This is a genomic window from Streptosporangium sp. CA-135522, assembly GCF_050949235.1.
Taxonomy (GTDB): domain Bacteria; phylum Actinomycetota; class Actinomycetes; order Streptosporangiales; family Streptosporangiaceae; genus Streptosporangium.
On sequence record NZ_CP192026.1, the window covers coordinates 3337712 to 3358111 of the forward strand.

Here is a 20400-nt window from a genome sequence, read left to right on the forward strand (position 1 = left end):
GGAGAACTTCAGGCGGTGCCGACCGACTCGGCGCCGACCGGCCCGATCGGTCCAGGTGTCCCGGGCTGCCGGATCGGCCGGGCCGACGCGACCGGTCCGGCGAGCGCGATCGGCCCGGCCTGTTCTGCGGATCCGTCGAGTCCGGCGGACCTGACCACCTCGACGGGCCCGGCGGATCCGGTGACCTCGACCACCTCGACGGGCCCGGCGACCTCGACCGGCTCGACGAGGCCGGCGGATCCGGCGGCCTCGACGGGCTCGGCGCGGGTACCGCTGAGATGGGGCGGCAGCCACCCGTCGCCGGCCACGTAGTGGCGCACGACCTTGGCCGGCACGCCGGCGATCACGCTGTGGTCGGGGAACTCCCCGCGCACCACGGCTCCGCCCGCGACGACGCACTGCCTGCCGATCCGGGTGCCCGGCAGGATGACCGCGCCGGTGCCCAGCCAGGAGCCCGAGCCGATGATCACGGGGTTGTTGCGCGGCCACTGGCGGCCGATCGGGATCTCCGGGTCGTCGTAGACGTGGTTCTGGTCGGTGATGTAGACGTATGGGCCGGTGAAAACGTGGTCGCCGATGTCGATCGACTGATGGCCGACGATGTGGCTGCCCCGGCCTATCGAACAACTCCCGCCGATCCGCACGATCGAGTCGGGCCCCAGGTCCACCCCGGGCCCCATGCCCGCGGAGATGGAGACGCGCTCGCCGACCAGGGTGTGCTCGCCTATCTCGATCCATGCCTCGCCGAAGATCGCGCCGACCGGGAACGACAGGCAGGCGCCCTCGCCGAGGCGGCGGAACCGGTACCCGGCGGGATTGGCCGGGCTCACCGTCCCGGCGGCGCGAATCGCGGCCCAGCCGCGGTGAATGAGGGCGCCGGCGGCACGCCGTACCACACCACGAATCGACATAACGGACTAAATTACCGCTTGGTCACGTTCTACGGGAATGCGGGCCAGGCGATGTACGGACGGTTCGCCGGAACGGTTTGATATTCTGAGAGTCCGTGGACAGGTGGGCCGCTATCAGGGTGCGCCGACTGATCTATGACGACCACGGGAGACTTCTTGCGCAGCGCCGCACATACCAAGCATCTGTTCGTCACCGGCGGCGTCGCCTCCAGTCTCGGTAAGGGACTGACGGCGTCGAGCCTCGGACGCCTTCTCAAACTGCGTGGTCTGCGGGTCACCATGCAGAAGCTCGACCCCTACCTCAACGTCGACCCCGGCACGATGAACCCGTTCCAGCACGGTGAGGTCTTCGTCACCGACGACGGGGCGGAGACCGACCTCGACGTCGGCCACTACGAGCGCTTCCTCGACACCGAGCTGCACGGCTCGGCGAACGTGACCACGGGCCAGGTCTACTCCAACGTCATCGCCAAGGAGCGCCGCGGCGAATACCTCGGTGACACCGTGCAGGTCATCCCGCACATCACCAATGAGATCAAGGACCGCATCCGTTCTATGGCCGGTCCCGACGTGGACGTGGTCATCACCGAGGTCGGCGGCACCGTCGGCGACATCGAGTCGCTGCCCTTCCTGGAGGCCGTCCGTCAGGTCCGCCACGAGGTCGGCCGTGACAACGTGTTCTTCCTGCACGTCTCGCTGCTGCCGTACATCGGGCCGAGCGGAGAGCTGAAGACCAAGCCGACCCAGCACTCGGTCGCCGCGCTGCGCAGCATCGGCATCCAGCCCGACGCGATCGTGTGCCGCTCCGACCGGCCGATCACCAACTCGCTCAAGCGCAAGATCAGCCTGATGTGCGACGTCGACGAGGACGCGGTCGTCTCGGCCATCGACGCGGCGAGCATCTACGACATCCCCAAGGTCCTGCACTCCGAGGGCCTGGACGCCTACGTGGTGCGGCGCCTCGGCCTGCCCTTCCGCGACGTGGACTGGAAGGAGTGGGAGCAGCTCCTGCGCCGGGTGCACCGCCCGGCCAAGGAGGTCACGATCGCGCTGGTCGGCAAATACATCGACCTGCCCGACGCCTACCTCTCGGTCACCGAGGCGATGCGCGCGGGCGGCTTCGCCAACGACGCCCGCGTCAACATCCGCTGGGTCAAGAGCGACGACTGCGAGACCCCCGAGGGCGCCGCCCGCGAGCTGGACGGCGTGGACGGCGTGCTCATCCCCGGCGGCTTCGGCGTGCGCGGCATCGAGGGCAAGCTCGGCGCGATCCGGCACGTCCGGGAGAACAAGATCCCGCTGCTCGGCATCTGCCTGGGCATGCAGTGCATGGTCATCGAGGCCGCCCGCAACCTCGCCGGCATCGAGGACGCCGGCAGCACCGAGTTCGACCCCGAGACCACCCACCCGGTCATCTCCACCATGGCCGACCAGGAGGACGTCGTCTCCGGCGAGCGTGACATGGGCGGCACCATGCGGCTGGGCCTCTACCCCGCCAAGCTCGCCGAGGGATCCTTGGCGCGTCAGCTGTACGGCAAGGCGAAGGTGGACGAGCGCCACCGCCACCGCTACGAGGTCAACAACTCCTACCGCGACGAGCTGGAGAAGATCGGCATGGTCTTCTCCGGCCTGTCGCCCGACGGCCGCCTGGTGGAGTACGCCGAGCTGCCCGCCGACATCCACCCGTTCTTCATCGGCACCCAGGCGCACCCGGAGTTCCGCTCCCGGCCGACCCGCTCGCACCCGCTGTTCAAGGGCCTGATCGGGGCCGCCCTGACCTACGCCGACACCCGGGGCACCGCGGCCAAGGCCGGGCGGGGCAAGTGAGCGCCCCCGAGACCGACGTCCAGGACGCTCCGGAGGAGTGGAAGGTCGTCTCCTCCACCGAGCACTTCGGCGGGCGTGTCATCAGTGTGGTGACCGACGCGGTCCTCATGCACGGCGAGGAAGTCGTCGAGCGCGACTACGTGGTCCATCCCGGATCGGTGGCCGTGGTCGCGCTCGACGACCAGGACCGGGTACTGATGATCCGCCAGTACCGCCACCCGGTCCGGCGCATGCTCTGGGAGCTTCCGGCGGGCCTGCGCGACGTCGAGGGGGAGCCGCTGCACGTCGGGGCGGCCCGCGAGCTCGCCGAGGAGGCCGGCTACCGGGCGCGGACCTGGCACACCCTGGTCGATGCCTTCATCTCCCCGGGAATGACCAACGAACGAACCCGGATCTTCCTCGCGAGGGACCTCAGTCCTCTTCCCGAAGGAGAGCTGGACTTCGTTCACCGGCATGAGGAGGTCGACATGCCGGTGGTCTGGATTCCCCTGTCCGACGCGGTTCGGCGTGCCCTGGAGGGAATGATCCACAATTCCCAAGCCGTGGCCGGTATTCTCGCCGCATACGCCGCTTCGGCGGATGGTTTCGCCTCGTTGCGGCCCGCCGACGCACCGGAGGCATGACAGGAGGACACCCTGAGCGAGACGGAGGCCGTCCTCTCCAGCTACCTCACCCATCTGGCGGTGGAGCGGGGCCTGGCTGCCAACACCCTGGCCTCCTATCGCCGTGACCTCCTGCGGTATGTGGAGCATCTGAAGAACCGCGGCCGCGTCACTTTCTGCGAGGTCGCCGAGGCCGACGTCGCGGCCTTCCTGGCCGCGTTGACGGAGGGCGACGAGGAGCACCAGGCCCTCGTCGCCAGCTCGGCGGCCCGCGCCGTCTCCGCGGTGCGCGGCCTGCACCGCTTCGCGCTCCGCGAGGGCGCCGCCGACCACGACCCGGCCCACGGGGTGCGCCCGCCGCGAAAGCTCAGGCGGCTGCCCAAGGCGATCAGCGTGGACGAGGTGGAGCGGCTCATCGCCGCCTCCGGCCCCGAGGGCGCACCGCTGACGATGCGCAACCGGGCGCTGCTGGAGCTGCTGTACGGCACGGGCGCGCGCATCTCCGAGGCCGTGGGGCTCGCGGTGGACGACGTGGACCTGGGCTCCAGGACCCAGCAGGTGCGCCTGCGCGGCAAAGGCGGGCGCACCCGCCTGGTGCCCCTGGGACGTTTCGCCAGGGAGGCCCTGGGCGCCTATCTCACCCGGGCGCGTCCGGGCATCGCCGCCCACGGCCGGGGCACCTCGGGACTGTTCCTCAACGCCAGAGGCGGGCGGCTCACCCGCCAGGGCGCCTGGGAGGTCCTCCAGGCGGCCGCCGAGCGGGGAGGGCTGGCGGGAATCTCACCCCATATCTTGCGACATTCGTTCGCAACGCACCTCCTTGACGGGGGTGTGGACGTTAGGGTGGTTCAGGAACTACTCGGCCACGCCTCGGTGACCACTACGCAGGTATACACCCTGGTCACGGTCGACAAGCTCCGCGAGGCCTATGCCGCGGCGCACCCGCGCGCACGGCATTGACCTTGCTTATGTCCGGGCGTGCCGCCTTGCCGCATACGTGTTGACGCCATAGTGTCCGTCCGGACGGTCCGGTTCGAGGCCGTCAGGGAGGTTCGACTGGTGACTGTGACCACCGACGGTTCTGTCCGGGGAACGACCCCCGGAAACCCCGAGAATCCCTGGGGTGACACCAAAACCGCCGGGACCCCTCACACTGGGGGAGTCCTCGGCCCGACCGGGCGGCCCCGCCCGGTCTTTCCCGACCCGCCACCTCGTACGGTGCACGGACCGGCGCGTGTCGTGGCCATGGTCAACCAGAAGGGCGGCGTCGGCAAGACGACCACCACCATCAACCTGGGCGCGGCGCTGGCCGAGGCCGGGCTCAAGGTGTTGCTGGTCGACTTCGACCCGCAGGGCGCTCTCTCCGTCGGCCTTGGGATCAACCCCCACCAGCTCGACCTGACGGTCTACAACCTCCTGATGGAGCGGCAGATCACCGCCAGGGACGTGCTGATGGAGACCGGCGTCGAGGGCATGGACCTGCTGCCCAGCAACATCGACCTGTCCGCGGCCGAAGTCCAGCTCGTCACGGAGGTCGCCCGCGAGCAGGTGCTCGGCCGGGTGATCAAGCCACTCCTGCCCGAGTACGACGTGTGTCTGATCGACTGCCAGCCCTCCCTGGGCCTGCTCACGATCAACGCGCTGGCCTGCGCGCACGGCGTCATGGTCCCGCTGGAGTGCGAGTTCTTCGCCCTGCGCGGCGTCGCGCTGCTCATGGACACCATCATCAAGGTCCAGCAGCGCATCAACGAGGACCTGGTCATCGAGGGACTGCTCGCCACCATGTACGACGCGCGGACCCTGCACGGCCGCGAGGTGCTGGCCCGGGTCGTCGAGGCGTTCGACGACAAGGTGTACCACACGGTGATCAACCGGACGGTTCGCTTCCCCGACGCCACCGTGGCCGGTGAGCCCATCACCAGCTTTGACTCCTCCTCCCTCGGCGCCAGCGCCTACCGCGAGCTGGCCAGGGAAGTCCTCACCCGGTGGGCCGCGCTGGAACAGTGACCGCGGTCCCGGGTGCGGGACAATGGTGGGATGACCGAGCAGCCGCAGACGATCGACGGCCCCTCCGGGGCGCAGACGGCCGACAACACCTTCAGGGTGCACCTGGAGGTCTTCGAAGGCCCCTTCGACCTGCTGCTCGGTCTGATCTCCAAGCACAAACTCGACATCACCGAGGTCTCCCTCAGCCAGGTCACCGACGAGTTCATCTCCTACATCCGAGCCCGAGGTCCGGAATGGGACCTGGAGCAGACCAGCCACTTCCTGCTCGTCGCGGCGACCCTGCTCGACCTCAAGGCGGCCAGGCTGCTGCCCTCGGGAGAGGTCGACGACGAGGAGGACCTCGCCCTCCTGGAGGCGCGCGACCTGCTGTTCGCCCGCCTCCTGCAGTACCGGGCCTACAAGGAGGTCGTGAAGGTCTTCTCCGGCCGGATGGCCGAGGAGGCCCTGCGCTTCCCCCGGACCGTGCCGATGGAGGCGCGCTTCGCCGACCTCCTGCCCGAGCTGATCCTGGGCATCGGCCCCGACCGCCTCGCCCAGCTCGCCCAGCGGGCCTTCGCCCCCAAGACTCCCCCCTCGGTTTCCGTCGCCCACATCTACCAACCGCTCGCCAATGTCCGGGACCAGGCGGTTATCCTTGTCGAGCGGCTGCGGCGGCTGCGCCGGGCGACCTTCCGAGCCCTCACCTCCGACTGCGCCGGCACCTTCGAGGTCGTCGCGCGCTTCCTGGCCGTCCTCGAGCTCTACCGGGAGGCGGCCGTCTCCTTCGACCAGGTGGAGCCGCTCGGAGAACTGCACGTGACCTGGACCGGCAGCGACGACGGAGACGTCGCCGTGGCCGACGACTACGACGAGAGCACCAAGAAAGAGCCTTCCGATGACTGACGTGGTGCCCGAGCCGGATCTGAGCGCCGGATTGGAGGCGATCCTCCTCGTGGTCGACGAACCGGTCAGCGAGATGACCCTCGCCCAGGTGCTCGAACGGCCCACCGCCGAGGTCGCCGCCGCGCTGCGCAGGCTGTCGGCGGAATACACGGAGGCCGGTCGTGGTTTCGATCTGAGAGAGGTCGCGGGTGGTTGGCGGTTCTACACGCGAGCCGAGTGCGCGACTCTCGTGGAGCGGTTCGTCCGTGACGGCCAGCAGACGCGGCTCACCCAGGCCGCGCTGGAGACCCTGGCCGTGGTCGCCTACCGGCAACCGGTCAGCCGGGCTCGGGTGGCGGCCATCAGAGGCGTCAACAGCGACGGTGTCATGCGCACGCTGGTGACGAGAGGGCTGGTCGAAGAGGCCGGCACCGAACCGGAGAGCCAAGCCGTGCTCTACCGGACAAGTTCGTATTTTCTCGAGCGGATGGGCCTGCGGGATCTCGACGAGCTCCCCGAACTGGCACCGTTCCTGCCCGACGACGTGGAAAACCTAGAGGAGCAGAAGTAGTGAACAGCAGGCGCAGCACCCCGTCCGGTGATGGACGCGGTCGAGGCCGTGGCGGAGCCCCCCGCGGTGGCAACCCCCGTGGGGGCGACAACTCCCGTGGCGGCTCCCGGTCCGGCGGTTCCCGTGGTGGGTCGCAGGGCGGTTTCCGCTCCGACGCTCCGCGCCGGGACGACCGTGGTGGTTTCCGTGCCGAGCGTGATGGTTCGCGCAGCCGGTACGGCAGGCCCGCGGAGGGCGGTTTCCGCTCCGACACCCCGCGCCGCGATGACCGCGGCGACTCCCGCTCCGACGCTCCGCGTCGTGACGACCGCGGTGGTTTCCGTTCGGACGCTCCGCGTCGCGATGACCGTGGTGGTTTCCGTTCTGACGCTCCGCGTCGTGACGATCGCGGTGGTTTCCGTTCGGACGCTCCGCGTCGTGACGATCGCGGTGGTTTCCGTTCGGAGGCGCCGCGTCGCGATGACCGTGGTGGCTTCCGCTCCGACGCTCCGCGCCGGGACGACCGTGGTGGTTTCCGCTCTGACGCTCCGCGCCGTGACGATCGCGGCGGCTCGCGCGGCGGTTTCCGCTCCGACGCCCCCCGGCGTGACGACCGTGGCGGCTCCCGGCCCGGCGGTTCCCGTGGTGGGTCGCAGGGCGGTTTCCGCTCCGACGCTCCGCGCCGGGACGACCGTGGTGGTTTCCGTGCCGAGCGTGATGGTTCGCGCAGCCGGTACGGCAGGCCCGCGGAGGGCGGTTTCCGCTCCGACACCCCGCGCCGCGATGACCGCGGCGACTCCCGCTCCGACGCTCCGCGTCGTGACGACCGCGGTGGCTTCCGCTCCGACGCTCCGCGTCGCGACGATCGCGGTGGCTTCCGTTCTGACGCTCCGCGTCGCGATGACCGTGGTGGTTTCCGTTCGGAGGCGCCGCGTCGCGATGACCGTGGTGGTTTCCGCTCCGACGCTCCGCGCCGGGACGACCGTGACGGCTCGCGTGGCCGCCCCGGCTCCGACCGTGGCCGCGCGGAGGCGCCGGGCGCCGGCTCCCGCAGCCGGTTCGGCAAGCCTCCCCGCAGGGACGAGGTCCAGACGATCGGCGGCAAGCGGTCCGGCTCGTACGGCGAGCGCCGTACCGTCGCCGGCCGCGGCCCCGCGAAGGTCGAGCGCCGCCCCGGCGCGGTCGAGAACGACCGGTTCAAGACCGCCCGCCAGCCCAAGCGGGACTCGGACTTCTACGACAGGGACTATGTCGACGAGCGCGACACCACCGAGGTCCCGGACGGCGTCCGGCTGCAGAAGGTCCTCGCCCAGGCGGGCGTGGCCAGCCGGCGGGCCTGCGAGGACATGATCGGTGACGGCCGGGTGACGGTCGACGGCCAGGTGGTCCGCCGCTTCGGCGCCCGGGTCGACCCGGCCAAGCAGGTCATCCACGTCGACGGCAAGCGCCTGCCGACCATGCCCGACCTGGTCTACCTCGCCATCAACAAGCCGATCGGCGTCGTCAGCACCATGTCCGACCCCGACGGCCGTCCCTCGCTGGCCGACTTCGTGGCCGACCGCACCGAGCGGTTGTTCCACGTGGGCCGCCTGGACACCGAGACCGAGGGTCTCATCCTGCTCACCAACGACGGCGAGCTGGCCAACCGGCTCACCCACCCGAGCTACGGCGTGCAGAAGAAGTACTGGGCGAAGGTTCCCGGAAAGATCGAGCGCGACCTGGGCCGCCGTCTGAAGAAGGGCGTCGAGCTGGAGGACGGCATCGCCAAGGCCGATGCCTTCACCCTGGTCCAGGAGCACGGTCAGCAGGCCCTGGTCGAGATCGTCCTGCACGAGGGCCGCAAGCACATCGTCCGCCGCATGCTGGAGGAGGTCGGGCACCCGGTCATCGACCTGGCCCGCATCGAGTTCGGCCCGGTCAAGCTCGGCCGCCTCAAGCCGGGCACCGTGCGCGCGCTGACTCTGACGGAAGTCGGCGAACTCTACGCCGCCGTCGGCCTGTAACCTTCCGTGAATACGCACGTTTAGGACACGCCGGACCGCCCCGAACGGGCGGTCCGGCGTGAACGGTATGGAGGGACGACGATGGTTCGGGCGATCCGGGGAGCGATCCAGGTCGAGGGCAACGACCGGGAGGCCATCCTGTCCGGGGTGACCGAGCTGGTCACCGAGGTGATGGGGCGTAACCGGCTCACCACCGACGACGTGATCAGCGTGATCTTCACGGCCACACCCGACCTGACCGCGGAATTTCCCGCCCTGGCCGCCCGCAAGCTCGGCTTCCACGACGTCCCGCTGATCTGCGCGTCCGAGATCGACGTGCCGGGTGCGCTGCCTCATGTCGTACGGCTGATGGCCCACGTGGAGACCGACCGCCCCCGCCAGGAGATCCAGCACGTCTACCTGCGCGGTGCGGCGGCCCTGCGGGTGGACATCGCCCAGTGATCTTCGGTGGCTCAGTGATCTCGTCGTGCGTCACCACGTCCAAGCAGCCCAGGGAGCACGCGTGAGCGGTCTGGAAAGCGTCCTCGTCGTCGGCACCGGCCTGATCGGCACCTCCATCGCCCTGGCTCTGCGCGAGCAGGGCGTCGCCGTCTACTTGGCCGACCGTGACGAAGGAGCCGTCCGCCTGGCACGGGAGCTGGGCGCCGGCACCGAATGGTCTCCGGGACGACGCGTGGACCTCGCGGTCATCGCGGTTCCCCCGCACGTGGTCGCCGACCGGCTCGCCGACCTTCAGCAGGCCGGCGCCGCCCGCTTCTACACCGACGTGGCCAGTGTCAAGGCACTCCCGATCCAGCAGGCCGCGAGCCTCGGGTGCGACCTGACCACCTACGTCGCCGGGCACCCGCTGGCGGGACGGGAGCGCTCGGGGCCCGCCGCGGCCCGGGCGGACCTGTTCCTGGGCCGTCCGTGGGCGCTGTGCCCGACGGAGGAGACCCTGCCCGACGCGGTGGAGGCGCTGCTCGGCCTGATCAAGCTCTGCGGCGGCGAGGCGGTCAAGGTCGAGGCGGCCGAGCACGACAGGGCCGTCGCCGTCGTCTCGCACGCTCCCCATGTGGCCGCCTCCGCGGTGGCCGCCCGGCTGGCCGACGCGCCGACGACCGCGCTCGGCCTGGCGGGGCAGGGGGTCCGGGACGTCACGCGCATCGCGGCCGGCGACCCGGGTCTGTGGACGGGCATCCTGTCGGGCAACGCGCTTCCGGTGGCCGACGTGCTGGAGGCGGTGGCCGCCGATCTGGCGGCGGTGGCCGCCTCGTTGCGGGCCGGCGCCGATCCGGCCGCCATGGGCCAGGTCACCGACCTGTTGCGCCGCGGTGTCGCGGGCACGGACCGGATCCCCGGCAAGCACGGAGGCCCGGCGCGCGTCTACGCGACCGTCCAGGTCATCATCGGTGACCGTCCGGGCGAGCTGGCCCGGCTGTTCCAGGTGGCCGAGGCGGTGGGCGTCAACATCGAAGACGTCCGGCTGGAGCACGCTCCCGGCCTGCCGTTGGGCGCCGCCGACCTGTCGGTGCAGCCGGAGGCGGTCGCCGTGCTGTCGGAGGCCCTGCGCGCGCACGGCTGGCACCTGCCGTGACGTCTTCGGCGCGAACCGCTCCGGCCGGCCGCGCCGGAGCGGGCCCGGACCGATCGATGCGTGCTTCCGCCTCCACTCCCGGTAGCCTCGTACGGGACAACTGAAACGGGCTGCAAGGGAGAGGCGTCGTGACCGGACTGGTCGTCGCCATGGACGGTCCTTCGGGATCGGGCAAGTCGAGCGCGTCGCGCGGGGTCGCGCGCGCGCTGGGACTGCGTTATCTCGACACCGGAGCGATGTACCGGGCGATCACGTGGTGGATGCTCGAACGAGGCGTCGATCTCACCGATCCCGGGGCGATCGCGGTCCGGGCTCTGGACCCGGTCCTGTCGATGGGCACCGATCCCGACGCTCCGTCGGTGGCCGTGGACGGCGCCGACGCGGCCGTGGCCATCCGCACCTCCGAGGTCACCGCCGCGGTCTCCGCGGTCAGTGCGGTGCCCGAGGTGCGTCGCCGACTGGTGGCCGAGCAGCGTGAGATCATCGGTGCGGGCGACATCGTCGTCGAGGGGCGTGACATCGGCACGGTGGTCACGCCCGACGCCCCGGTCAAGATCTACCTGACCGCGAGCGCCGACGCTCGGGCGCTTCGCCGTACGGCGGAGCTCACCGGCACCACGGTGGATGCGCAGAAGGCCGCTATGGCCCGGCGCGACACCCTGGACTCGACGAGGAAGACAGACCCGCTGGCAATGGCGGCCGATGCCGTCGAACTCGACACCACGGCGCTGAACCTGGAAGAGGTCATCGCCGAGGTGCTACGCGTGATTAAGGAAAAGGCGTGACCGGGGAAGAAGACCGCGGCTGGATCGAGGCTGAGCTGGCCGATCTGGGTACCGAAGACAGCTCTGTGGAAACGGGCCCCGACGCGGGCCCGCAGCCGGTGGTGGCCGTGGTGGGCCGTCCCAACGTGGGCAAGTCCACTCTGGTCAACCGGATCATCGGCCGCCGCGAGGCGGTCGTGGAAGATGTGCCGGGCGTGACCCGCGACCGGGTCACCTATGACGCCACCTGGCGTGGCCGCCGGTTCACGGTGGTCGACACCGGCGGCTGGGACCCGGACGCGACCGGCATGGCGTTGCGGATCGCCGAGCAGGCGCAGGTGGCGGCCGAGCTGGCCGATGTGATCCTGTTCGTGGTGGACGCCGTGGTCGGTGTGACCGACGCCGACGAGATCGTCGGCCACGTGCTGCGCGGCTCCGGCAAGCCGGTCATCCTGGCCGCCAACAAGGTCGACAACCAGCAGATGGAGCTGGAGGCCGCGGCTCTGTGGTCGCTCGGCCTGGGCGAGCCGCAGCCGGTCTCGGCCCTGCACGGCCGTTCCAGCGGTGACCTGCTGGATGTGATCCTGGACAAGCTGCCGGAGACGCCGCCGCAGCGATTCGGTGACGAGGGCGGCCCGCGCCGGGTGGCCCTGGTGGGCAAGCCCAACGTGGGCAAGTCCTCGCTGCTGAACAAGCTGGCGGGTGAGGAGCGCGTGCTCGTCGACCCGATGGCGGGCACCACCCGTGACCCGGTCGACGAGCTGATCCAGCTCGGCGGCAAGACGTGGCGCTTCGTGGACACCGCGGGCATCCGTCGCCGCGACCGTGAGCTGAAGGGTGCCGACTTCTACGCGAGCATGCGTACCCGGGGCGCCCTGGAGCGCTCGGAGATCGCCATCGTGCTCATCGACGCCAGCGACGTGCTGACCGAGCAGGACCTGCGGATCATCTCGCTGGTGATCGAGTCGGGCCGCGCCATGGTCGTGGCGTTCAACAAGTGGGATCTCCTCGACGAGGACCGCCGCTACTACCTGGAGAAGGAGATCGACCGCCAGCTCGTCCGCGTGCCGTGGGCGCTGCGGGTCAACATCTCCGCCAAGTCCGGCTGGCACGTGGACAGGCTCGTACCGGCCATCGAGAAGGCGCTGGATTCCTGGTCCACCCGGGTTCCCACGGCTCGCCTCAACGCCTTCCTCACCGAGCTGGTCGCGGCCACTCCGCCCCCGGTCCGCGGAGGCAAACAGCCCAAGATCCTCTTCGCCACCCAGGCGTCGACGGAGCCGCCCAAGTTCGTGCTGTTCACCTCGGGTTTCCTGGAGGAGACCTACCGCCGCTTCATCGAGCGCCGGATTCGCGAGGAGTTCGGCTTCGCCGGCTCTCCTCTCGAGGTCACGATGAAGATCCGTGAGAAGCGGCAGTCCCAGAAGAGCAGATGATCCTGTGGCGAACGGCCCGGCTGACGCCGGGCCGTTCGCCGTTTCGGCGGTCCGCGGTGACGTCCCGCCGTAATCACGCCACGGTCGCCCTCCCGGGTCCGTGCGGAAGCAGGAGCGCCACCAGCGCCCCCACCGCGCACAGCGCCGCGGTGATCAGGAAGATCTCGCTGTACTCGGTGTGCAGGGCCGCTCGCACCTCGCCTTCGTACTTGGCGAGCCGTACGGCGTAGACCGCCGGGTCCACACCGAACGGCAGCGGCGTGTCCAGGTCGGCGGTGAGCGACTGGAACCGGTGGAAACCCCACGCCGACAGCCCGGCGACGCCGAGCAGCATGCCCATCATCCGGGCCACGACCACCGCCGCGGACGCCACGCCGTGCTGGGCGGCCGAGGTGGCCCGCAGCACCGCCGAGGAGACGGGGGCGATCACCAGGCCCAGCCCGAGCCCGGCGACGACCAGATCGAGGTCTATGCGGTATCCGGCGGCGGCCAGGTCGGCGGGCCACTGGCCGATGCGGAGGTAGCCGGCCGTGGCGAGCGCCAGCCCGGCGACCGCCACGGCCCGCTCGCCGTACCGGCGGGCCGTGATCCCGCCCAGCAGCGCGGCCACCGAGAGCGCGACGAGGAAACGGGACAGCACCAGCGCGCCGTCCAGCGTCTGCAGTCCCAGCAACGTCTGCGCCGACAGTTGCACGTCCACGAGCGTGACCAGCAGCGCGGCGCCGGTCAGGAAGCTCACCGCGAGCGTGGCGAAGAACGGGCCGCGCAGCACGCCGGCCATGTCGATCAACCGGGTTCGGGCGCGTCTCTCCCATCCGATGAACGCGAGGGCGGCCACCATCCCGGCGACGATCATGGACGGGCCCCATGGCGGCAGGACGGACTCGCTCGGGTCGGGGTTGTAGAGTCCGGCCACCAGCAGGCCCAGGGCGAGGGCCAGCAGCAGGCCGCCGACCAGGTCGAGGCGGGCTCCGCGGCCCGGATGGCGGGACGGGTCATGAGACGGTGGCGGCACGGATCGCTGCACGGCCACCGCGGCCAGGGCGACCAGGGGGAGGTTCAGCCAGAAGATCGACCGCCAGCCGCCGAGCTGGACGCCGCCCAGGTTCAGGGTGGTCGGCACCAGGGCGGCGAGGGCCGCGCCGTACAGGGGACCGAGCACGCTGCCGAGTTCCTGGGCCGCGCCGACCGCGCCGAGGGCCACCGGACGGTCCTGCTCGTCCCACAGGTCGCCGACCATGGCCATGGTGATGGGCAGCAGCGCGCCGCCCGCGACGCCTTGCAGGCCGCGCCCGGCGACCAGCCAGGTGACGGTGTCGCCCAGCGCGGTGACGACCGAGCCGGCCGCGAAACCCGCCAGGCAGAGGTGGATCAGCGGGCGTCTGCCGTAACGGTCGGAGAGCCGGCCGAGCAGCGGCATGGCCGCGATGTAGCCCAGCAGGAAGCCGGTGACGATCGGGGTGGCCCGCTCCAGGTGGTTCAGCGGGACACCGGCGTCCTTGGCGATGTCGACGAGGACGGTGACCACGACGTAGGCGTCCAGCGCCGCCAGCAGCACCGCTGTGCCGCCGACGCCGAGGGCGATCCGCCGCCTGGTCGCCCGGCCGTCACCGGTCGCCGGGGCGGTCGTGGGCTCCGGGGCGGTGTCGGCGGCGGGTCCTGGCACGGAGTCGGCCGCGGGGTCGGTCGCGGGGTCGGCCGCGGGACGCGCCACCGTGTCGGCGGGTTGCGGCACGGGGTCGGTCGCGGGGTGCGCCGCGGAGTCGGTCGCGCGGGGGGCCGTGGGGTCGATCGAGGAGTCGGTCATGGGTCACTCCGCCGGTGCGGTGACCTGGACCGGCACGTCGTAGTCGCGGAAGGAGACGACCACCTTGCCGCCGGTCAGCGGCAGGTCGGCCTTGAGCAGCCGGCTGCTGGCCTTGTCGATCCAGAGCCGGCCGTTCACGCCCTGCGTGAGCCCCGGCACCATCGTGGCGAGAACCTGCTGGGAGAGCGTGGCGGAGACACGGTAGGCATCGGCGCCGTCCACCTTCTCCTCGGCCTCGGTCTTCGGGTCCAAGGCGTTGGACAGCAGCTGGACGACCCCCTTGTCAGGATTGAGGATGGCCGACGGATCGTAGATCGAGGCCAGCTGGCTTCGCGATATCCGTTGGAAGCCGCCGGTCACGCCCTTGAAGTGGACGGTGTCCCCGATCAGGACGAACCGGATCTCCTGGAGGCTGCCCGCCAGGTCGATGCTGATGGTGCCGTCGGCGTCGCCGGTTCCGCTGAGGCGGCCGGTGGCCTTCTTGACCGGCACCTGGGGGGTGCCCTCGGTCTCCATGGTGAAGGCGGCGGACTTGGCGCCCCGCATCGCCTCCGCGGACTTCTTGACCAACTCGACTCCGCCGGGCAGTGCCGCTTGTCCGTCGGAGGAGCCGCCGCCGCATGAGGTGACCAGGGAGAGCGCGGCGATCACCGCGGCGATGAGGATCCGGCGAGCATGCATGGCCGGATCGTAGCGACCGCTCGGTCAACTAAGGGAGGATCCGCCGGTATCGGTTTCGCTTCAGCGCAGGCTTTTCAGGTGGTTCACCACGGGGGTGTAGGCCGTCTCCAGCTCGCGGAGCTGGTCGTCGGTGAGCAGATCGATGAAGTGCTGCCGCACGCTGGCCACATGGTGCGGCGCGACCTTCTGAATGGTGGCCCAGCCGTGTTCGGTGAGCACGGCGAAGGTGCCGCGCCGGTCGTCCGCGCAGGTCTCCCGGGCGACCAGGCCGGCCGTCTCCATCCGGGAGATCTGATGGGACAGACGGCTGCGGGACTGGATCGTGGCGTCGGCCAGGTCGCTCATGCGCATGCGATGCTCGGCGCTCTCCGAGAGGTTGACCAGGATCTCGTAGTCGTTGACGGAGAGGCCGAAGGTCTGCAGGTCGCGGTCGAGACGATGTTCGAGGAGCTTGTGCGCTGCCAGATGGGCCCGCCAGGCCCGCTGCTCGATCGAAGTGAGCCAGCGGGGCTCCTCGTCGTCCATCGGCCGCTCACCATTCCTCGTTTGTCGCGCGGGCGGCTCCATCGAGCCGGCCCCCCTGCTCCCCGCGTCGGCTCGCTCCCTGCTCATAGGTCAGAACCTACATCCTGCTCATAGGTCAGAACCTACATCAGACGGTGGTGACCACCTCGTCGTAGCCGAGGCGGGGCAGGCGGTCGCGCCAGGCGTTCTCGCCGGGCTTGCCGATGTTGACGACGGCCAGCACGGTGTGGGCGCCGTCCAGGAACTCCTTGTCGATGCCGGCGGCGTCGTAGCCGGACATCGGGCCGGCGGCCAGACCGGCGGCGCGGACGCCCATGATGAAGTAGCCGACCTGCAGGGTCGCGTTGAACCTGGCGGACTGGACGCGCTTGGCCTCGTCGGCGGAGAAGGCGTCCCTGGCGGGTCTGCTGATCGCCGCGTGCGGCCTGCTGGCCTACCAGCTGACCGGATCGTCCCTGTGGGACGGCGCCGCCTCGGTGGTGATCGGCCTGCTGCTGCTCGGGGTCGCGCTCAACCTCATCCGCACCAACGTGTCCCTGCTGATCGGCCAGGCCGTGCCCGTGAGGATGGAACAGCAGATCAGGGCCGAACTGCTCGCCCTGCCCGAAGTCGAGAACGTGGTGGAGCTGCTCACCATGACGCTGGGACCGAGCGAGGTGCTGGTCGCCGCCCGTGTCGACTTCGCCGACGACGCCACCGGGGCCGGCCTGGAACTGGCCGCCGACCGGGTGGAGCACAGGCTCAGGGAACGCTTCTCCTCGATCTCCCAGGTGTTCCTCGATCCGACCCCCGGAAGGTCAGCCCAAGACGGCCGGCTGGTCGGTGATGACGCAGACCGCGACGCCTGAGCCGGTCCGCCACTCCAGCAGGTGCCTGCCCTCCCACTCCAGGCGGCGGAGCGCGTCCCCGCCGAAGTCGCCGGCGGCGGGCGCGTCCCCGTCGAGGGGGAGCCCGGACAGGTCCGTGGTGCGCAGTCCGTCCAGGGTGAGCTCGCCGCGCTTGATGAGCGCCTCCTTGCGGACCCAGAGGCGGATCAGCGCCTCGTTGTCGCGGGCCAGGGGCCTTTCCGCGGAAGCCAGGGCATGCGAGGCCAGGGACGCGTCCAGTGGGCCCGCAGGGACGCGCTCGGCGTCCACGCCGACCCGGCCGGGGCCCACCGCCGCGCACACGTAGCCGTGGCTGTGGCTCAGGCTGACGCCGAGCTCGGGGACCTCCGCCAGGTACGGCTTGCCGTGTCCCGGTCCGCAGTGGTCGCAGTGCTGCAGCAGCGTCAGCCGATCTTCGGGCACGCCGACGACCTTGGCCGCGCATCGCCGTACCAGGACGTGGGCCGCGACGAAGTCGCGCCGGTCGGCCTCATGGAGGAATTTTCCGGCGCGTTCGCGCTCGACCTCGGTGAGTAGATCCGTTTCGGCCGAGGTGTAGATCTCGTCGGTGGGACCGGCCAGCACCAGGCAATCGCGCATTTGCTCAGATTAAGCTTTTTATCGGCGTAAGAGGCGATTTATTGCTAAGAGCTCATGGCGGAGTGCGCGCCTCTGGCCGGGCGAGGACCTTCCCGGGAAGCTACTTGTCTTTCTTCTTGGTGTTCGGGGAGGGGGTGGGAGTCGGTTCCATGGTCTTTCCGCTGGGGTCGGTCACCTGCTCGTCGGCCGCGCCCATCACGGTCGCGTCGTTGACCTTCCACTGGCCACCGGTCTTGATCAGGCCGAGTTCCATGTAGGTGCCGAGCATGCGCCGGGTGCCCGCGGTGCTGGTGACCTGGGAGTCGACGACCGTGATCGCCTTCGCCCTGCCCTCGGCGATCTCGGAGATGTACACGCCCCTGACCGAGGCGGAGGAGTTCGCCTTCATCGAGGTGATCACACCTTCGAGGGGGCTGAAGGCCTCGTTGTAGGTCTTCTCGAAGTCCTCGCCCGAGATGGCGAAGACCTGGTCGCGGTAGGCCTGGAGGTTGGAGTAGTCGTAGGTCTGCAGCGCCACGGCGAACTCGCCCGCCCGCGCGGACACCGCGCTGCGTTCGGCCTTCTCCTCGGCCAGGCGGTCGGCCGCCATCCACTGCAGTACGGCGGCCGTCGCCGTCGCCGCGAACACCATGGCCGCGACCGCGCCCATCAGCCTGCCTCGCCACGCCCGTGACCTCGTACGCGGCCCGGCTCCGGCGCCTTCCCTTTCCCGGGCTTCGTCCTGAACGGCCCCGCCCGCTGCGACCCTGTCCGCCGCGGCCCTGTCCTCGGTCGCACCGGCCGAGGGCATGGCGGCCGCACCGGCCGAGGGCATGGCGGCGGAATCCGGCTCGGTGGGCTCCCCGCCGTCATCGGAGACCTCGCCGCGGCCCGCACCCGGCACCTCGGGAAGATCTTCGGGCTGCTGAGGGACTGGGCTCATCTGTCACTCCTGTTCACGGCGGCGTGATGCCCGACCGACGGCGATCCAGCCGAGCACGCCGCCCGAGACGACGACGGCGAGGAAGATCGCGACGATGAAGGGCGTGAGGTTCTGGCGGGTGGAATTCGAGGTCCTGTCGGCGCTCGCCGCCGGTGGAGCGGTCGTGCCGGAGTCCCCGGAGTCGACGGAGTCCCCGGAGTCGGATGGGCCGTCGCTCTCCCGTGGTTGCGAAGTCTCGTCGTCGGGTGCGGTGGCCGGGTCGCCGTCCGCGCCGTCGGCGATCGCGGTGCCGTCGGTGGGGTGGGGGCCGCGGTCCTCATCGTCGTCGCCCCTGGCGGACACCTTGACCGCGGCGCCCTTCGGGCAGGAACGCAGCGCGTGGACCTTCGGCGGGGACAGCGGGTCGCGGTATTCCTGCGGCACCCGGGGACCACCGGGGACGCTCAGGATGAACGTGGTCCTGCCGTACACCCCGTCGGGCTGCTTGTCGATCACGTCGGCGAGGAGCGCCTGGGCGGTGGGCACGGTCCGGAGCAGATGGTTGATGTGCGCCTGGCTGCGGGGCGTGAACACCACTCCGGGGTTCATGCCCGTGGCGGTCAACATGCAGGACAGGCCGGGGCGCGCGGTGTTGAGCAGATCGTCGACCTGGCGGAAGAAGCTCGGGCCGTGGTCGAGGGCCGTGTAGAGCTGCTTGCGGGACTCGCGGATCGACCGGGTCACCCCGGCCAGGTCCGTCACGCCCTGCGCCAGCTTCTCACGCCTGCCCGCCAGCGTGCCGGTCAGCCGGGTGAGCTGCACCGATAGATCGTCCAGCAGGTCGGCGTTGTCAGCGAGGGTCGAGGTGAGGTCGTGCGCGTTGTCCACGATCTCGCGGATCGAGGTCGTCCGGCCGTCCAGCCCCGTCGCCAGCTCGTGCACGATGGTCCGGGCGTCCTCCGGCGGCACCGCCTTCAGCAGCTTGCCGACCCCGTCGAACAGCTTCCGGTAGTCCAGCGGCACCGAGGTGTCGGCCAGCGGGATGGTGGCACCCGCCGCCAGGACGCCGCCGGCCCCCGCCTTGGGCGGAGAGATCTCCACGTACGGCTCGCCGATGGCGGACTTGCGGCGCACCTCGGCGGTGACGCCCCGCGGCAGCCGGACGTCCCGGTCGATGCTCAGACCCACCACGATCTTGCCGGGGGCCAGCGCCACATCGTCGATCCGGCCGATCCGGACGCCGAGATAGGCCACGTCGAAGCCCCGGACGAGACCGGGAGAGGACAGGAACTCCGCGTTGATCCGGTACGGCCGCTCGATGAAGTCCAGCTTGATGATGCTGGTGAACGCCCACACCGTCATCACCACGCCGAGCACCACGAAGAAACCGAGGTTGATCCAGATACGGTTCCTCATCGCGGCGGCTCCAGCAGCAGGCGGAAGTCGTCCACCGAGTTGGGCAGACGAAGCCGGTCGCCGCCTTTCTTCGCCTTCTTCGGCTTGGGCAGTAACAGTCCCTTGAGCCAGACGAAGGTCAGCAACTGGCCGTTCACCACGATCGGTGGCAGGTCGATGAACCGCTGTATGCGGCTGACCAGGACCTTCAGGTCTTCTTTACCGCGGACCATCGATGTGGAAACCGCATCGAGGTCACGCAGCAGGGTGCGCAGCCGGGCCTCGTGTCTCGGATAGACGGTGCTGTTGACCTCACGGGCCAGCGCGGTGAGCTCCTGAAGGGTTTTCTTCACGTGCTTGCGGCCGTGGTTCAGCCGGGCGGTGGCGTCGGCGAGAGTACCGGGCAGCTTGTCCAGCTCCCCGCTGCCCTTGGCGAGGTCGTCGCCGAGCCGGGCCAGGCCGTCTATGGTGCGGGCCAGATCCTCGCGGGACTCGGCGTAGGCGGTGGTGACCTCGGTGGTCTGCCTGAGCAGCCGGTTGAGATCCTTGCCCTTGCCGCCGAGCCCGGTCGCCGCCGCGTCCAGGATGGCGTTCACGTCCTGGGCGCCGAGCGCGTCGATCAGGGGTCCCGCCCGCTCGGTTACCTGCTCGATGTCCGGCTGCACCGATGTATCGGTGATCACCGAGCCGTCCGGCATGAACGGCCCGTTCGTCATGTCCTTGCCTTCGGGCAACCTCAGCTGGACGTAGTTCTCACCCAGGATCGAGGTCTTGGCCACGACGGCGCCGGTGCCCCTGGGCACCCGGGTGCCGTCCTCGATCGACATGGTGACCTTCGCGCGGTATCCCTCCAGGCGGATGTCGGTCACGCTGCCCACCCGCACGTCGGAGATCTGCACGCTGTGCCCGGCCACCAGGCTCTGCACGTCGTCGAAGGTCGCGGTCAGGGTCAGCCCGCCGGTCGGCGCCCCCACGGTCTGCAGGCTGCACGCCGCGGTCAGGCAGAGTACGGTCAACCCCGACGCCAACCGCGTCCACGGCCTCATACGCCGCCCTCCCTTCCCGCCGGTCGCCCGCCGCTGGCTTTC

The 20400-nt window shown here is 70.4% G+C and carries 21 protein-coding genes; 12 read left to right on the forward strand and 9 right to left on the reverse strand.

All coding sequences use genetic code 11. The annotated features are described in order from the left end of the window. Positions 1 to 8 precede the first annotated feature (8 nt). On the reverse strand, positions 9 to 911 hold the full coding sequence (locus ACQPYK_RS15725; RefSeq protein ID WP_433255879.1) for an acyltransferase: 903 nt from the start codon (positions 909 to 911) through the stop codon (positions 9 to 11). 156 nt (positions 912 to 1067) lie between these two features. On the opposite strand from ACQPYK_RS15725, the gene ACQPYK_RS15730 reads away from it, so the two are divergent. The 11 genes from ACQPYK_RS15730 (at position 1068) to der (ending at position 12537) form a co-directional block, all read left to right on the forward strand. Then, complete coding sequence (locus ACQPYK_RS15730) at positions 1068 to 2738, forward strand: CTP synthase (RefSeq protein ID WP_433255881.1); 1671 nt, start codon at positions 1068 to 1070, stop codon at positions 2736 to 2738. Continuing rightward, positions 2735 to 3361 carry an NUDIX domain-containing protein gene (locus ACQPYK_RS15735; protein WP_433255883.1) on the forward strand — a complete coding sequence of 209 codons (627 nt, stop codon included), beginning with the start codon at positions 2735 to 2737 and terminating at the stop codon, positions 3359 to 3361. Before ACQPYK_RS15730 ends, ACQPYK_RS15735 begins: the two co-directional genes overlap by 4 nt. 12 nt (positions 3362 to 3373) lie before the next feature. Further along, positions 3374 to 4300, forward strand: a complete 927-nt coding sequence (locus ACQPYK_RS15740; RefSeq protein WP_433258813.1) for a site-specific tyrosine recombinase XerD — start codon at positions 3374 to 3376, stop codon at positions 4298 to 4300. A 99-nt stretch (positions 4301 to 4399) separates the two neighbouring features. Beyond that, on the forward strand, positions 4400 to 5347 hold the full coding sequence (locus ACQPYK_RS15745) for a ParA family protein (RefSeq protein WP_012889692.1): 948 nt from the start codon (positions 4400 to 4402) through the stop codon (positions 5345 to 5347). A 30-nt stretch (positions 5348 to 5377) separates the two neighbouring features. Then, on the forward strand, positions 5378 to 6229 hold the full coding sequence (locus ACQPYK_RS15750; protein WP_433255885.1) for a segregation and condensation protein A: 852 nt from the start codon (positions 5378 to 5380) through the stop codon (positions 6227 to 6229). Then, positions 6222 to 6779, forward strand: a complete 558-nt coding sequence (gene scpB / locus ACQPYK_RS15755) for an SMC-Scp complex subunit ScpB (protein ID WP_433255887.1) — start codon at positions 6222 to 6224, stop codon at positions 6777 to 6779. The genes ACQPYK_RS15750 and scpB overlap by 8 nt, the downstream gene beginning before the upstream one ends. Then, entirely contained in the window at positions 6779 to 8761 is a 1983-nt protein-coding gene (locus ACQPYK_RS15760; RefSeq protein WP_433255889.1) for a pseudouridine synthase, read from the forward strand. The genes scpB and ACQPYK_RS15760 overlap by 1 nt, the downstream gene beginning before the upstream one ends. Positions 8762 to 8842: 81 nt before the next feature. Beyond that, positions 8843 to 9202 carry a chorismate mutase gene (aroH, locus tag ACQPYK_RS15765; RefSeq protein WP_433255891.1) on the forward strand — a complete coding sequence of 120 codons (360 nt, stop codon included), beginning with the start codon at positions 8843 to 8845 and terminating at the stop codon, positions 9200 to 9202. A 61-nt stretch (positions 9203 to 9263) separates the two neighbouring features. Beyond that, positions 9264 to 10337 carry a prephenate dehydrogenase gene (locus ACQPYK_RS15770; RefSeq protein ID WP_433255892.1) on the forward strand — a complete coding sequence of 358 codons (1074 nt, stop codon included), beginning with the start codon at positions 9264 to 9266 and terminating at the stop codon, positions 10335 to 10337. A gap of 128 nt (positions 10338 to 10465) precedes the next feature. Next, positions 10466 to 11122 (forward strand): (d)CMP kinase, encoded by a 657-nt coding sequence (gene cmk / locus ACQPYK_RS15775; RefSeq protein WP_433255894.1) that lies wholly within the window; start codon positions 10466 to 10468, stop codon positions 11120 to 11122. Beyond that, complete coding sequence (der, locus tag ACQPYK_RS15780) at positions 11119 to 12537, forward strand: ribosome biogenesis GTPase Der (RefSeq protein WP_433255896.1); 1419 nt, start codon at positions 11119 to 11121, stop codon at positions 12535 to 12537. Before cmk ends, der begins: the two co-directional genes overlap by 4 nt. A gap of 73 nt (positions 12538 to 12610) precedes the next feature. On the opposite strand, the gene ACQPYK_RS15785 is transcribed toward der, so the two are convergent. The 4 genes from ACQPYK_RS15785 to ACQPYK_RS15800 form a co-directional block, all read right to left on the reverse strand. After that, the gene (locus tag ACQPYK_RS15785; protein WP_433255898.1) at positions 12611 to 14344 is read right to left on the reverse strand and encodes an MFS transporter; all 1734 of its coding nucleotides are present in this window, start codon (positions 14342 to 14344) and stop codon (positions 12611 to 12613) included. A gap of 3 nt (positions 14345 to 14347) precedes the next feature. Continuing rightward, entirely contained in the window at positions 14348 to 15025 is a 678-nt protein-coding gene (locus ACQPYK_RS15790; protein ID WP_433255900.1) for an LppX_LprAFG lipoprotein, read from the reverse strand. A 60-nt stretch (positions 15026 to 15085) separates the two neighbouring features. Further along, entirely contained in the window at positions 15086 to 15550 is a 465-nt protein-coding gene (locus ACQPYK_RS15795; protein WP_433255902.1) for a MarR family winged helix-turn-helix transcriptional regulator, read from the reverse strand. Between the two features lie 127 nt (positions 15551 to 15677). Next, on the reverse strand, positions 15678 to 15866 hold the full coding sequence (locus tag ACQPYK_RS15800; RefSeq protein WP_433255904.1) for a hypothetical protein: 189 nt from the start codon (positions 15864 to 15866) through the stop codon (positions 15678 to 15680). Between the two features lie 28 nt (positions 15867 to 15894). On the opposite strand from ACQPYK_RS15800, the gene ACQPYK_RS15805 reads away from it, so the two are divergent. Next, positions 15895 to 16398: a hypothetical protein gene (locus ACQPYK_RS15805; protein ID WP_433255906.1), complete on the forward strand. Its 504-nt coding sequence runs from the start codon at positions 15895 to 15897 to the stop codon at positions 16396 to 16398. On the opposite strand, the gene ACQPYK_RS15810 is transcribed toward ACQPYK_RS15805, so the two are convergent. From ACQPYK_RS15810 to ACQPYK_RS15825, 4 genes are all read right to left on the reverse strand, one after another. Next, positions 16348 to 17016 (reverse strand): 4'-phosphopantetheinyl transferase family protein, encoded by a 669-nt coding sequence (locus ACQPYK_RS15810; protein WP_433255907.1) that lies wholly within the window; start codon positions 17014 to 17016, stop codon positions 16348 to 16350. The genes ACQPYK_RS15805 and ACQPYK_RS15810 overlap by 51 nt on opposite strands. A gap of 100 nt (positions 17017 to 17116) precedes the next feature. Beyond that, positions 17117 to 17938 carry a hypothetical protein gene (locus tag ACQPYK_RS15815; protein WP_433255909.1) on the reverse strand — a complete coding sequence of 274 codons (822 nt, stop codon included), beginning with the start codon at positions 17936 to 17938 and terminating at the stop codon, positions 17117 to 17119. 3 nt (positions 17939 to 17941) lie between these two features. Then, positions 17942 to 19333 (reverse strand): MCE family protein, encoded by a 1392-nt coding sequence (locus ACQPYK_RS15820; RefSeq protein ID WP_433255911.1) that lies wholly within the window; start codon positions 19331 to 19333, stop codon positions 17942 to 17944. Then, positions 19330 to 20358 carry an MCE family protein gene (locus ACQPYK_RS15825; protein ID WP_433255913.1) on the reverse strand — a complete coding sequence of 343 codons (1029 nt, stop codon included), beginning with the start codon at positions 20356 to 20358 and terminating at the stop codon, positions 19330 to 19332. Before ACQPYK_RS15825 ends, ACQPYK_RS15820 begins: the two co-directional genes overlap by 4 nt. Between the last annotated feature and the right edge of the window lie 42 nt (positions 20359 to 20400).